This is a genomic window from Streptomyces sp. NPDC002463 (assembly GCF_042889835.1).
In the GTDB taxonomy this organism is placed as follows: domain Bacteria; phylum Actinomycetota; class Actinomycetes; order Streptomycetales; family Streptomycetaceae; genus Streptomyces; species Streptomyces nymphaeiformis.
The window spans coordinates 1-12629 of record NZ_JBIARL010000025.1; the positions used below are offsets into that span (position 1 = coordinate 1).

Consider the following 12629-nt stretch of genomic DNA (forward strand, 5'->3'; position numbering starts at 1 on the left):
CGCGACCGCATCGACCACGAGCTCGGCTGGACGGCCGTCGTCCCCCGCTCCGGCGAGGCCGTCCTGGTCCGCTGACCCGGGCCCTTCGGCCCTCCGGGGATGCCCTACGCGGCCCTCCCGGTGCCTGCCCGCCGCGCGGGAACCTGTGGGAGAAGGGCTGGAGGACACCATGAGCACCACGAGCACCACGAGGACGCTGCTGAACGAACTCGCTCCGGAGGCACGCGACCGGCTCCTGGAGCGCTCCCGCCCGGTCCGTTTCCCCGCCGGCACACGCATCTTCCGCGCGCGGCAGCATGCCGACCGCTTCTGGATCATCGAATCCGGGCGGGTCGATCTCGACACGCACGTCCCGGGACGCCGCAACGCCGTCGTGGACACCCTCGCGTCCGGCTCGCTCCTCGGCTGTTCCTGGCTGATCCCGCCCTACCACTGGCGCCTCGGTGCCACGGCGACCACCGAGGTTCACGCCCTCGAGTTCGACGCGCGAGCCGTCAGGGAGCTTTGCGCGGAGGACCTGTCCGTCGGCGAGGCCTTGTTCGCGTGTGTCGCCGCGACGATGGCGCGCCGGCTGTTCTCCGCCCGCAGTCGCCTTCTTGACGACCTCGTGCCGCGCGTCGGCGTCGAACCCCTGGCCTACGCCCGCTGAGGAGAGAGCAATGACCGCCCAGCCGTTCACCGTCTCCGACGTGATGACCAAGAAGGTCGTCGCCGTCCGGCCCAGCACGGAGTTCAAGGAGATCGTCACCGCCATGGAGCGGTGGAAGGTGACCGCCGTACCGGTCATCGAGGGAGAGGACCGAGTAGTCGGGGTTGTCTCCGAGGCCGACCTGCTCCTCAAGGAGGAGTTCCACGACCACCGTCTCGGCCTCGTCGAACAGCTGCGCAGAGGTGACGCCACCGCCAAGGCCGGCGCTCGCCGAGCCGAGGACCTGATGACCTCGCCCGCCGTCACCGTCGCCCCCGAGGCATCCCTGCCCCAGGCCGCCCGCCTCATGGCCACCCACCGCATCAAGCGGCTGCCAGTGGTGGACACGAGCGGCACCATCCAGGGGATCGTCAGCCGGGCCGACCTCCTCAAGGTCTTCCTCCGCCCGGACGACGATCTCGCCGCCGAGGTGCGCCACGGCGTCATCGAGCACCTGTTCCCGCTCTCCCGGCGGGAGGTCGAGGTCCGTGTCGACGCAGGTGTCGTGACCCTGTCCGGCGAGGTCCGTGACAGCGCGCTCATTCCTCTCGCGGCACGCTTGGCCCGGGCCGTCGAAGGCGTGGTGGACGTACGGTGCGACCTCACCGCCCAGGGCCGGACGTAGCCATGTCCGAGGTGACCACCACCGACCTGTACGAGGTCACGATGGCGCTCTCGTACCTACGGGAAGACATGTGCGCCCCAGCCACCTTCAGCCTCTTCGTGCGCGACCTTCCACCGGGCCGCGGATTCCTGGTCGCCGCCGGGCTCGAGCCGGCCCTCGACTACCTATCCCGGCTCCGGGTGGGGCGAGCCGACCTCCAGGAATTCGCCGAGGCCCTGCGGCGACCCGTCAAGGACCTCGAACCGCTGCACGGCCTGTCCTTCGACGGGCAGGTCCGCGCCGTCCCCGAAGGACGGCTCGTCTTCGCCGGCGAGCCGCTCCTGGAGGTCACCGCGCCGCTGCCACAGGCCCAGCTCGTGGAGACATACCTGCTGTCCCTCGTCTGTCACCAGACGGCGGTCGCCTCCAAGGCGGCCCGCTGCGTGCTCGCCGCCGCCGGACGCCCCCTGGTGGACTTCTCGCTGCGCCGCACCCACGGGCCCGAGGCCGGCATGCAGGCGGCGCGCCTCTGTGCCCTGGTCGGCTTCGCCGGCACCAGCAACGTCGCCGCCGCGACCCGGTACGGCATCCCCGCCGCCGGAACCATGGCCCACTCCTACATCGAGACCTTCACCTCCGAGGAGGAGGCGTTCCGAGCCTTCGCCCGCACCCATCCGGGCCCAGTGACCTTCCTCGTCGACACCTATGACACCGACCGCGGCGTCGCGACCGCCGCACGCGTCTTCACAGATCTCGATCTTGGCCCGGGCTGCGCGGTCCGGCTCGACAGCGGCGACCTGGGCGCGCTCGCCCACCGGGCCCGCACCGCTCTCGACGAGGCGGGACTCGGGGACGTACAGATCATCGCGAGCGGCGGTCTGGACGAGTACGGCGTCGACCGGCTCGTACGGGACGGGGCTCCCATCGACGCGTACGCCGTAGGAACGAAGGTCGGCACGGCCGCCGACGCTCCGTATCTCGACGCGGCGTACAAGTTGGTCGAGTACGACGGGCGACCCGTCATGAAGCTCTCGTCGGCGAAGGCGACGGCTCCAGGCCCGAAGCAGGTCTTTCGCGGCGTCGGCTTCCACGACGTCATCGCCCTGGCGAACGAGGAGCCGCCTGACGGGCAGTCGCTGCTGCGGACCGTGATGCGCGGCGGGCTCCGCACCGAGGCGCCCGACACCCTGGACGCCGCCCGCGCCCGCTTCGAGGCCGATATCGAAGCACTGCCAGAAGAGGCCCGGCGCATCGAGGACCCGGTGCCGCCGCTGCCGGTGGCGTCGACCCGGCTGTCGGCCCTGACGGCAGCCGTACGGCATCGGCTCGAGACGCGGGCGCAGGTGCTGTAGCACCTGCGGCATGCAGCCCGAGGCAGCGCGCCCGAAGGGGCGAGCGGGCACCGCCAGTGGGCTGAGATCGAAGCCGGGGGGCGGGACTCCGTCGCCGCCCATGGCAAAGGTGCCGGGATGACGTGGCTTGCGCCGCCTGCGAGCGCTGTCCTGGTGCTGTTCATCCTCCGGGACGTGTTCCACACGGCTCTGGCACCCGACCCGTCACGGCGGTCTGAGCAGGCTCGTGGTGGTGTCCCAGCACCTCGGCAAGCGCCTGCGGCCAGCCGGTCTCGCGGGCCCGCTCGGCATGGTGACGGCCGTCGCGGTGTGGGCGCTGACCATGGCCGTGGGATAGGGGCTCATCTACTGGCCCCACATGCCGGAGGACTTCTCGTATGCGGCCGGGCTCGTCCCGTCCGAACACGCGGGCCCGCTCGACGCCCTCTACATCTCGCTGGTCCCCCCTGGCCACGCTCGGGCTCGGCGACATCGCGCCGACCTCCGGATGGCTGCGCGCACTCGCCCCCATGGAGGCCCTGGTGGGCTTCGTCCTGCTGTCGGCGACCGTCGCCTGGATCCTCGGCATCTACCCCGCGCTGGCCCGCCGCAGAGCGCTGGCCCTGCGGCTGTCGCACGTGCGCCGCAGCCGGGCCACCGCCCAGGCGCTCGACTCCGACGGGGGTGCCGCGCTCCTCGACGGCCTCGCCTCGGCCCTCTCCACGATCACGGTCGACTTCCTGCAGTACGCCAATTCGTACTACTTCCACGACGGGGTGGAGAACACGTCCCTGGCCAGGCAGCTCCGCTACGCCGCTGGCCTCGACGACCAGGCCACCGCGGCGCACCACCCGGACGTCCGGCTCTCCGCGTCAGTACTGCGCAGGGCGCTGGAAGACCTGTCCGTCGTACTCGACGAGCGCTTTCTGCGCACGGGAGGAGGATCCGAGAGGGGCTTCGCGGCCTACGCCGGCGACCACGGGCAGCCCCAGGGGCCGGACGGCCCTCCCCGAGGTGGCGGAAGCGGGCGATCCTGAGGGGTGGGGGCCGCCGTCGAACGCACGAGAAGGTGACGAGCGATGAGGCACCGCAGCGTCGCGGATCTGATGACACCCACGGCGGTCAGCGTCGTTCCGGACACGACGTTCAAAGAGATCGCACGGCTCCTGGACGAGTTCGACATCACCGCGGTGTGCGTGGTGGACGAGTCGAACCGGCCACTGGGCGTGGTCTCGGAGGCGGACCTGGCACGCCGCCGAGCCGCCGGGGCCGGGCTCGACACCGCGGGCGCACTCATGTCGAGCCCCGCCGTCGTCGCCCGGCCCGAGTGGAGCGTGGTGCTGGCCGCCCGGGTGATGGACCGGGCCAGGGTGAAGCGTCTGCCCGTGGTCGACGACGGCGGTCGGCTCGTGGGCGTCCTCAGCCGCAGCGACCTCGTCCAGCTCTTTCTGCGCAGGGACCGGGCGATCCAGGAGGAGATCGTCGAGGACATCGTCACCCACACCCTGGGGCTGAGCCCATCGGCCCTCTCGGTGGAGGTCGCGGACGGCAGGGTCACCCTCAGCGGCACGGTCGCCCGTCGCAGCCTCGTGCCGGTGCTCTTCAGGCTCTGCAACAGCGTCGACGGTGTCGTGGGGGTCGTCGACCGCCTCACGTACGAAGACGACGACCTGTCGAGGAAGTGATGATCATGGACACCCCGGGCACCTCGTACGCCCCGGTGTCGGTGACGGCCGACCTCGACGCCCCGCTGTCACGCTGGCTGTGGCTGGTCAAATGGATCCTGGTCATCCCGCACTGGATCGTGCTGATCTTCCTCTGGATCGCCTTCTTCGTCGTGACGGTGATCGCGTTCTTCGCCATCCTGTTCACCGAGCGCTACCCGCGAGCCCTGTTCGACTTCAACCTCGGCGTCCTCCGGTGGTCGTGGCGCGTGTCGTACTACGCGTACGGCGCCCTCGGCACCGACCGCTACCCGCCCTTCAGCCTCGGCCCGGAACCCGACTACCCGGCCCGGCTCGACATCGCCTACCCGGAACGGCTCTCGCGCTCGCTCGTCCTGGTCAAATGGTGGCTGCTCGCCATCCCCCACTACCTGATCATCGCCTTCCTCACCGGCGGCATGCGCGCCGGCTGGTGGAGCGGCGGCCTGATCACCCTGCTCGCCATCATCGCGGGCTTCGCCCTCACCTTCACCGAACGCTATCCGCGCGACCTGTTCGTCCTGATCGTGGGACTGAACCGCTGGGTACTGCGCGTCGCCGCGTACGCGAGCCTGATGACGGACGCCTACCCGCCCTTCCGCCTCGACCAGGGCGGTGACGAGGAACCTGCGGCGGGCGCGATCCGCTGACGGCGCCGCCTGGCGCGTCTCAGCTCGTCCGTGCCCCACACAAGGACGGGGAACGTCGCGACGAGCAGGACGACGTCCAGAGGAAGGGCGGCCGTGCCGAAGAGGTCCTGGAGCGGGGGCGCATAGACGAGGGCGGCGGTGAAGGCGAGCTCGAAGGCGATACCGGCAAGGAGAAGCGGATTCGAGAACACCCCGATGTCGCGCAGCGCCGCGTGATCGGTGCGGGCCGCGAACGCCGTGCCGACCTGGCAGGTGACGATGCCTGCGAAAGTGGCCGTGGTGGCCGTCACATAGGCGAGGTGGAGGGCACTGCCCGTGCCCGTAGGGTCGCCCGGATGCCAGCCCGCCCGCCAGAGCACGTAGAAGTAGCCCACCATGACCAGTGCCGCGGAGACCAGCCCCAGGTATCCCCAGCTCCTCACGAGCATGTCTCGGGAGATCACACCCTGGTGTTGTGGCCGGGGTGGCCGTTCCATGATGCCGGGCTCGGAGCGCTCCCGGCCGAGAGCGAGGGCGGGCAGGGTCTCGGTGCCCAGGTCGATGGCGAGAATCTGGAGGACGGTGAGCGGGAGCGGGACCGCGCCGGCGGAGAGCGCGAAGACGAGGAAGGGAACGATCTCCGGGGTCGCGTGGGCGAAGATGTAGACGATGAACTTGCGGACGTTGTCGTAGACGCGGCGCCCGGATTCGACCGCGGTCACGATGGTGGCGAAGTCGTCGTCGGTGAGCACCATGGTGGCCGCCTCGCGTGCGACGTCGGTGCCGGAGCGTCCCATGGCCACCCCGATGTGAGCGCGGTGCAGTGCGGGAGCGTCGTTCACACCGTCGCCGGTCATGGCGACGATCCGTCCGTGGGCCCGCAGAGTGTCGGCCACCTTGAGTTTCGTCTCGGGCGAGGAACGGGCGAAGACGATCTCGTCGTCGCCTTCCACGAGGAGCCGGTCCAGCTCGTCGTCGCGCAGCGACTCCGAGGCCGCGACCACATGCAGTCGGGGCACTCCGATGCCGACCTCCTGGGCGACGGCCGCGGCGGTGGCCCCGTGGTCGCCCGTCACGACGTGCACCCGGATCCCCGCCTCGTGGCAGCGGCGGACGGCCTCCGCCACCTCGGGGCGCGGCGGGTCGTAGAGACCGACCAGACCGAGCAGTGTCAGTCCCGACTCGGCGTCCTGGCGGCGTGACGGCGGTTCCGCGCCCGGCGGCAGGTCGCGTGCGGCGACGGCGAGGACCCGCATGCCGCCCTGGGCCAGCTCCTGCGCTGCCGAGCGGGCAGCGTCCACAGCGGCGCCAGGAAGGACACGCGTCAGCACCGCCTCGGGCGCCCCCTTGACGACGATCCGCAGGCGACCGGTCGCCTCGTCGTCCTGTACGACGGACATCAGCCGCAACCGGGGGTCGAAGCGGAACAGTCTGCGCCGTCCCTCGTCGCGCCGGGCGAGATCCACCGGGGCCCCGTGGTCTGCGGCCCCAGTGACGAGGGCGGCCTCGGTCGGATCGCCGTGAAGCTCACCATCCTCCTCACGGGTGACGGTGGTGCACAGGGCGCTCGCCCGCACCAGCTCCTCTGCCCAGGGTCCGGATTCCGCTCCACGACCGGCGGTCCAGAGTTCTCTCAGCCGCATCCGGTTACGGGTCAGCGTGCCGGTCTTGTCCGTGCAGATGACGCTGGTGGAACCGAGCGTCTCCACGGCGCTGAGCCGTTTCACCAGGGCACCCTCGCGGGCCAGCGCGCGGACGCCGACGGCGAGGGCCAGCGTGATGGTCGGGAGTAGTCCCTCGGGGACATTGGCGACGAGGAGCCCGATGGCGAACATGAGGGAGTCGGTCACCGGCAGTCCGACTGCGACTCCGACGACGAGGAACACGGCTCCCATGCCGGTGGCGACGCCGGCAATGAGCCAGGCGACCTTCTTGACCTGTCGTTCCAACGGGCTCGCCTCGCGCCGCGTCCGCTGGCTGAGGGCGGCGATCCGGCCGAGCTCGGTGTGGTTGCCGGTGGCGAACACGACGGCCCGGGCCTGTCCCTCGACACAGGTCGTCCCGCTGAACACGAGGTTCGGCTCCTCCAGCAACGGGGCGCCGAGGAGCCCGGCCGCGGCCATGCGTTCAGCGGGTACGGACTCCCCCGTGAGCATCGACAGATCGACTTCCACTCCGCCTTCGGTGACGCGCGCGTCGGCAGGAACCTTGTCACCCTCGTCCAACACAATCACGTCGCCCGGCACCAGGTCGCGGGCCTGCACGGTGAGGGGCCGGCCGTCGCGTACGGCCAGCGCGTGCTCGGGCAGGTAGCGCGCGAGGGTCTCCACCGCACGCTCGGCCTGGCGTTCCTGAAGCAGCGCGAAGCCCGCGTTGACGGCGATGACGGCCAGGATCGCCCAGCCGAGCACCCCGAGGTCCGCGACGAAAGCCAGCGCGGCGGCGGCCCAGAGCAGCAGGGCGAGAGGGTGGACAAGCTGCCCGACCAGCTCCCGCACGAAGGAGTTGCGGGCCTTTCGCCGTACCTCGTTGGGGCCGTGGACGGCGAGGCGACGGGCGGCCTCGCGGGCGGACAGCCCGTCCGGCCCGGTGGCCAGTTCCCGGCGGAGCCTGGGCAGCGGCTCGCTGGGGTCGAACGGCAGCACTTCGGTTGACGTGGCAGCCCGCTCCGTGGCGGCGCGGTCAGTCATCGTCGGCCTCCGGAGCGCTCCCCCGTCGTCGGAGCCGACCGGACCACTCGGGTTCGACCAGTTCCCACTCCTGTTCCCAGACCGCGAGCCGGCGGGCTTCGGTCCGCCGCCGTACGAGGACGAGCGCACCGGCCCCGACCGCTCCGACGGCGGCCGCGGCAAGGCTTCCGCCCGCGAGTGAGGTCAGCGCGCGGTCGACGGCACTGCCCGGGGGGCGGGCGGGGGTACCGGCGTCGTCCACCCAGATCGTCACGGTGTGGCCCTGGGGCGTCCGGGGAGGAACGTGGATGGTGCCGGACCGACGTATGTGGTCGGGCTGTTCCCAGACCGCAGGTGCGACGGCCTGCGGCTTCGTACCGTACCGGGCGGCGACGGACGGCTCGTTGGCCGGCCCGGTGGTGGTCGCCGTCACCTGGTGGCGATGGGCGGCTAGTTCACGATCGGCCTTGGCTCCGGCCTTCCACATGCTCCCGGCGGCGACGGCCCCGCAGATCAGGGCGAGCATGAGCACGAAGACCAAGGCGGCGCGTCGGCCAGGTCCCCGCCTGGACGGCGTAGGTCCCGGATCCGACCGCTTGTGGTGGTCCATGTCGCATCTCCGAATGAAGTGGCCGGGCGGACCGTGACACCGTTCAGCTCGTGGTGCCGAGTTCGGTTCCGATGTGATGGGCCCACTCCTGGATCCGTGCCGGGTTGCGGAAGTCTCCGCCCTTGCCGTGGCGGACCAGGGACCGGGCGATGAGATCCGGGTTGTCGGCGGTCACGGCACCGCCGAAGGTGATGTGCTCCCGTGCACCGAGCTTCTTCATCCGTCGGGCGACACCGCGTACGGGCGGGATGTCGTGCCGCTCGGCGGAGCTGTCTACGGGGCCACTGCTGAAGAGCCAGACGGGCCGGTGGCGAAGTTGCCCGGCGTTGCGCCGGGCGCACCGTCGCGCCTTGCCGTTCCACCGCCCGGCGTAGAGGGCTCCGCCGAGGACGACTCCGTCGTAGCCGCTGACGTCGGTGACGGTGTCGGCCGGCAGGACGACGGTGTCGATGCCGTCGGCCTGGAGCGTCCGGCCGATCTCGTCTGCGATTCCCTTGGTCGCGCCGTGCTTGCTGCCGTAGGCGACCAGGACGCGCTTGCGGTTCATGTCCGTTCCCCTCCGCTCTCGGTGTCGGCTCGCTTCACCGGAATGGTCCGTCCGGTCTTGGTCGTCTCATCCGGCATCGGGATGCGGATGGTGAGAATTCCGTCCGCGTACGACGCCTCGACGTCGTCGGCGGGGATCGTGGCCGGGAGGCGCACGGTTCGGCGGAACGATCCGTAACGGAACTCCGAGTGCTCCTTGTCCTCCGTGCTCTCGCTGTGCTCAGCGCTCACCGTGATGAGGTTGTCGTCGACGGTGATGGCGATGTCATGGTCCGGGTCCATTCCCGGGAGCTCGGCCCGCAGCACGTACACGCCGTCACCGCTGGTCACCTCCACGGGAATGGAGTGAGCCGCCGTCGCGGGTCGCCATCCGGGCAGCCCTGGAAACTCCCTGCCGAACCAGCTGTCGAAGTCGGGGAAGAGGCCATGCCTGCGTTCCACCTTGCCTCCGGTCATGGTGCTGCTCCTCGTGTACGGGGCCCGGGCAGGCCGCCATGGGCCCGAGTCGGTGCGGACAGGCGGCGGATCGGGTTACGGAGCCCGGTCCGGCTCCGTAACCCACTCTTCCGCCTGAGAGGCCGCGTGGCGCAGTGTCCGAGGGGGCTGTCCGACGGGGCCGAATGGGCCGCTTCCAGCGGGGCCGACCGGCCCAGGGCGCCACGGCGCCGGTGCTGTCAGCAGCAGATCTCCTCGACGAAGTGCCCTACCTGTTCCTCCGGCAGGTGCCGTGCCAGGTCCGCCTCGCTGATCATGCCGACCAGGCGGTGGTCGTCGATCACGGGCACGCGGCGGATGCGGTGGTCCTGCATCGTGCGGAGCACCTGCTCGCTGTCGGCGTCCGCGTCCACAGTGACCGGCTTGCCCTGGGCGAGGTACCCGGCCGTCATCTGGTGGGGGTCCTTGCCCTTGGCAAGGCACTTCACCACGATGTCCCGGTCGGTGATGATGCCGTGGAGCCGGTTGTCCGGCCCGCAGATGGGCAGCGCGCCGACATCCAGTTCACTCATACGGCGGGCGGCCTCCATCAGGTTCTCGTTCTCCTGCACACAGCTTGCACCGGGGTGCATGATGTCCCTCGCGGTCGTCATGGCCGTGTCCTCCTTTCCGTTCCCCCTGTTGACGATCGGCCGATTCGTCGTTTTTCAGAGGAAGAGCGCCGACACCCTGACGGTGTGCACGGGGCGCCATGGACGCCCGTTCGTCCGCTCCGCCGGCAGCTGGTGGGGCCTGGGCCGACCGGGCAGTGTGTCCCCTGTGGCCGCCCGTGGCCCGCGTCGGGCCGACGGCTCGATGTTCCGGGCGACTCGGTGCCGTGTCTTCCTGGGCATGGTCACTGCTCCCTCCGTCCGGTGCCGCTCTCGCGCGTCGATTCCGCGCGGGCCACGTGCCGTTTGACGACAGCGAAACTGTCCGGCGCCACCGAGATCGAGTCGAGGCCCGCTTCGACCAGGATCGCAGTGAACGCCGGATCGTCGCTGGGCCGCTGCCCGCACAGTCCGACCGGCCGGCCGGCCGCATGGGCGCGGGCGGCGAGGGTCCGGATGCTGCGGATGACGGCGGGGTCGCGTTCGTCGAAGACGTGGGCGAGGGCCTCGGAGTCGCGGTCGACGCCGAGGGTGAGCTGGGTGAGGTCGTTGCTGCCGATCGAGAAACCGTCGAAGCGTTGTGCGAACTCCTCGGCCAAGATGATGTTGGCCGGTATCTCCGCCATGACGTAGACCTGAAGCCCGTTCTCTCCGCGTACCAGTCCCTCGTCGGCCATCACCGCGAGCACGTGGTCGGCCTCGCCGAGTGTGCGGCAGAAGGGGATCATGACGATCACATTGGTGAGGCCCATACCGTCGCGGACCTGGCGCAGCGCGCGGCACTCGAGGGCGAAGCCCTCGCGGTATCCGTCGCTGTAGTACCGGCTCGCACCGCGCCAGCCGATCATGGGGTTGGCCTCGTCCGGTTCGAAGGGCCGGCCGCCGAGGAGCTTGGCGTACTCGTTGGTCTTGAAGTCACTGGTGCGTACGACGACGGGCGCCGGCCAGCGGGAGGCCGCGATCCGGGCGATGCCGTGGGCCAGTCGGTCGACGAAGTAGTCACCCCGGTCCAGATAGCCCTCGGTGAGCCGCTCGATGACGTGCCGGTCGTGGGCGTCGAGCCGCTCCGGGTGCAGCAGGGCCATCGGGTGGACCTTCACCTGGTGGGCGACGATGAACTCCAGGCGGGCGAGTCCCACGCCATCCGCGGGCAGCCGCCACCAGCGGAAGGCGGCCGAGGGATCGGCCAGGTTCAGCATCACCCGGGTACGGGTGGCCGACAGCTCCGCGAGGTCGGTCAGGGTCTCCTCGTACGGGAGCAGACCGTCGTAGACGCGTCCGGTCTGGCCCTCGGCGCAGGAGACCGTCACGGCATGGCCGTCGCGCAAGATCCGGGTGCCGTTGCCGGTGCCGACGACGGCGGGGACTCCGAGCTCGCGGCTGACGATGGCGGCGTGCGAGGTGCGGCCGCCGTGGTCGGTGACGATGGCGGCGGCCCTTTTCATGACCGGTTCCCAGTCCGGGTCGGTGACGCCGGTGACGAGGACGCCTCCCTGTGGGAAGCAGTCGAGGTCGACGGGGGCGTCGAGCGCGACCACACGACCCTGGCCGATCGCCTCGCCTACGGCGATGCCCTCGACTAGCGGTTCACCGGGCGTGGTGGTGAGCCGCCGACGGGTCAGCGTGGTGGTGCGTCGTCGTGACTGGACGGTCTCAGGGCGGGCCTGGACGATCCAGAGCTCGCCGGTGAGGCCGTCCTTGGCCCATTCGAGGTCCATGGGGCAGCCATAGTGCTTCTCGACGGCCGCGGCCCAGCCTGCCAGCGTGCGGACCTCCCGGTCGTCGAGCACCCGCTGGTTCCGCTCGCCTTCGGGGGTGCCCACGGTGCGCGTCAGCCCGGTGTCCGCGTACACGGTCTTGAGCCTCTTGCTGCCGATGCGGACGTCGATCACGGGGTCGAGCCCCGGGTCCTTCATGCTCGGTTTGAAGACGGTGTACTCGTCGGGGTCGACCCGGCCGCTGACGACGGTCTCGCCCAGCCCCCAGGCGGCGCTCACCACGATCACGTCGGGGAAACCGCTCTCCGGGTCGAGCGTGAAGACGACCCCGGCACCGGCGAGGTCGGAGCGGACCATGATCTGGACGCCGATGGACAGGGCGACGGCTCCGTGGTCGAAGCCCATCCGCTCGCGGTAGTCGATCGCCCGGTCGGTGAACAGGGAGGCGTAGCAGCGGGTGCACGCCTCCAGGAGCGCGTCGGCGCCACGGACGTTCAGGTACGTCTCCTGCTGTCCGGCAAAGCTCGCTTCGGGCAGGTCTTCCGCGGTCGCGCTGCTGCGCACCGCCACCTCGGGCGATTCCCGACCCGCCTCCTCGGCCAGCCGCTCGTACGCCGCGAGGACAGCGTCCCGCACGGGTGCGGGCAACGGCTCCGCGAGGAAGAGGGAACGGATGGCCGCCCCGACCTCGTCGAGCCGGGCCCCCTCGTGCAGTCTGTCGATCTGCGCCTCCACGCGGCGGCGGAGGTCGCGGGAGTCGAGCAGTTCCTGGTACGCCCCCGCGGTGGTGGCGAATCCCGGCGGAACGCGGATGCCCGCGGCGCCGAGCCGGTTGGTCATCTCGCCCAACGAGGCGTTCTTGCCACCCACTCGGCTCACGTCGTGCCGCCCCAGTTCCCTGAACGGCACGACGTGTCGTATCGGTCCCATGATGGTCTCCTCCACGGCTCTCGGGCCTCCTCAGTACGGCAGGGGCCGACCGGACGGGGTGCGCAGGCCGGGGGGAGCGGGCCCGCGGGGACGGCGAGGCCGGAGGCTGATCCGGA

Annotated in this window: 12 protein-coding genes; 6 read left to right on the top strand and 6 right to left on the bottom strand. The window is 70.8% G+C overall.

Annotated features, from left to right (window positions below; all coding sequences use genetic code 11):
- Positions 1–169: 169 nt before the first annotated feature.
- From ACFYX3_RS35355 to ACFYX3_RS35380, 6 genes are all read left to right on the top strand, one after another.
- Positions 170–649, top strand: coding sequence for a cyclic nucleotide-binding domain-containing protein (locus ACFYX3_RS35355; protein ID WP_389022629.1), 480 nt, complete (start codon positions 170–172; stop codon positions 647–649).
- A 10-nt stretch (positions 650–659) separates the two neighbouring features.
- Positions 660–1313 (top strand): CBS domain-containing protein, encoded by a 654-nt coding sequence (locus ACFYX3_RS35360; protein ID WP_389022632.1) that lies wholly within the window; start codon positions 660–662, stop codon positions 1311–1313.
- Between the two features lie 2 nt (positions 1314–1315).
- Positions 1316–2644 (top strand): nicotinate phosphoribosyltransferase, encoded by a 1329-nt coding sequence (locus ACFYX3_RS35365; protein WP_389022635.1) that lies wholly within the window; start codon positions 1316–1318, stop codon positions 2642–2644.
- A 377-nt stretch (positions 2645–3021) separates the two neighbouring features.
- Positions 3022–3660 carry a hypothetical protein gene (locus ACFYX3_RS35370; protein ID WP_389022638.1) on the top strand — a complete coding sequence of 213 codons (639 nt, stop codon included), beginning with the start codon at positions 3022–3024 and terminating at the stop codon, positions 3658–3660.
- Positions 3661–3702: 42 nt separating this feature from the next.
- On the top strand, positions 3703–4308 hold the full coding sequence (locus ACFYX3_RS35375) for a CBS domain-containing protein (RefSeq protein WP_389022642.1): 606 nt from the start codon (positions 3703–3705) through the stop codon (positions 4306–4308).
- A gap of 5 nt (positions 4309–4313) precedes the next feature.
- The gene (locus ACFYX3_RS35380; protein ID WP_389022646.1) at positions 4314–4976 is read left to right on the top strand and encodes a DUF4389 domain-containing protein; all 663 of its coding nucleotides are present in this window, start codon (positions 4314–4316) and stop codon (positions 4974–4976) included.
- On the opposite strand, the gene ACFYX3_RS35385 is transcribed toward ACFYX3_RS35380, so the two are convergent.
- From ACFYX3_RS35385 to ppsA, 6 genes are all read right to left on the bottom strand, one after another.
- Entirely contained in the window at positions 4913–7645 is a 2733-nt protein-coding gene (locus ACFYX3_RS35385) for a cation-translocating P-type ATPase (RefSeq protein WP_389022649.1), read from the bottom strand. The genes ACFYX3_RS35380 and ACFYX3_RS35385 overlap by 64 nt on opposite strands.
- Complete coding sequence (locus ACFYX3_RS35390; RefSeq protein WP_389022652.1) at positions 7638–8165, bottom strand: hypothetical protein; 528 nt, start codon at positions 8163–8165, stop codon at positions 7638–7640. The genes ACFYX3_RS35385 and ACFYX3_RS35390 overlap by 8 nt, the downstream gene beginning before the upstream one ends.
- 112 nt (positions 8166–8277) lie before the next feature.
- On the bottom strand, positions 8278–8781 hold the full coding sequence (locus tag ACFYX3_RS35395; protein ID WP_389022656.1) for a flavodoxin domain-containing protein: 504 nt from the start codon (positions 8779–8781) through the stop codon (positions 8278–8280).
- Positions 8778–9236, bottom strand: a complete 459-nt coding sequence (locus tag ACFYX3_RS35400; protein ID WP_389022659.1) for an Hsp20/alpha crystallin family protein — start codon at positions 9234–9236, stop codon at positions 8778–8780. Before ACFYX3_RS35400 ends, ACFYX3_RS35395 begins: the two co-directional genes overlap by 4 nt.
- A 218-nt stretch (positions 9237–9454) precedes the next feature.
- Positions 9455–9868 (bottom strand): CBS domain-containing protein, encoded by a 414-nt coding sequence (locus tag ACFYX3_RS35405; protein WP_389022662.1) that lies wholly within the window; start codon positions 9866–9868, stop codon positions 9455–9457.
- Between the two features lie 242 nt (positions 9869–10110).
- Complete coding sequence (gene ppsA / locus ACFYX3_RS35410; RefSeq protein WP_389022665.1) at positions 10111–12513, bottom strand: phosphoenolpyruvate synthase; 2403 nt, start codon at positions 12511–12513, stop codon at positions 10111–10113.
- Between the last annotated feature and the right edge of the window lie 116 nt (positions 12514–12629).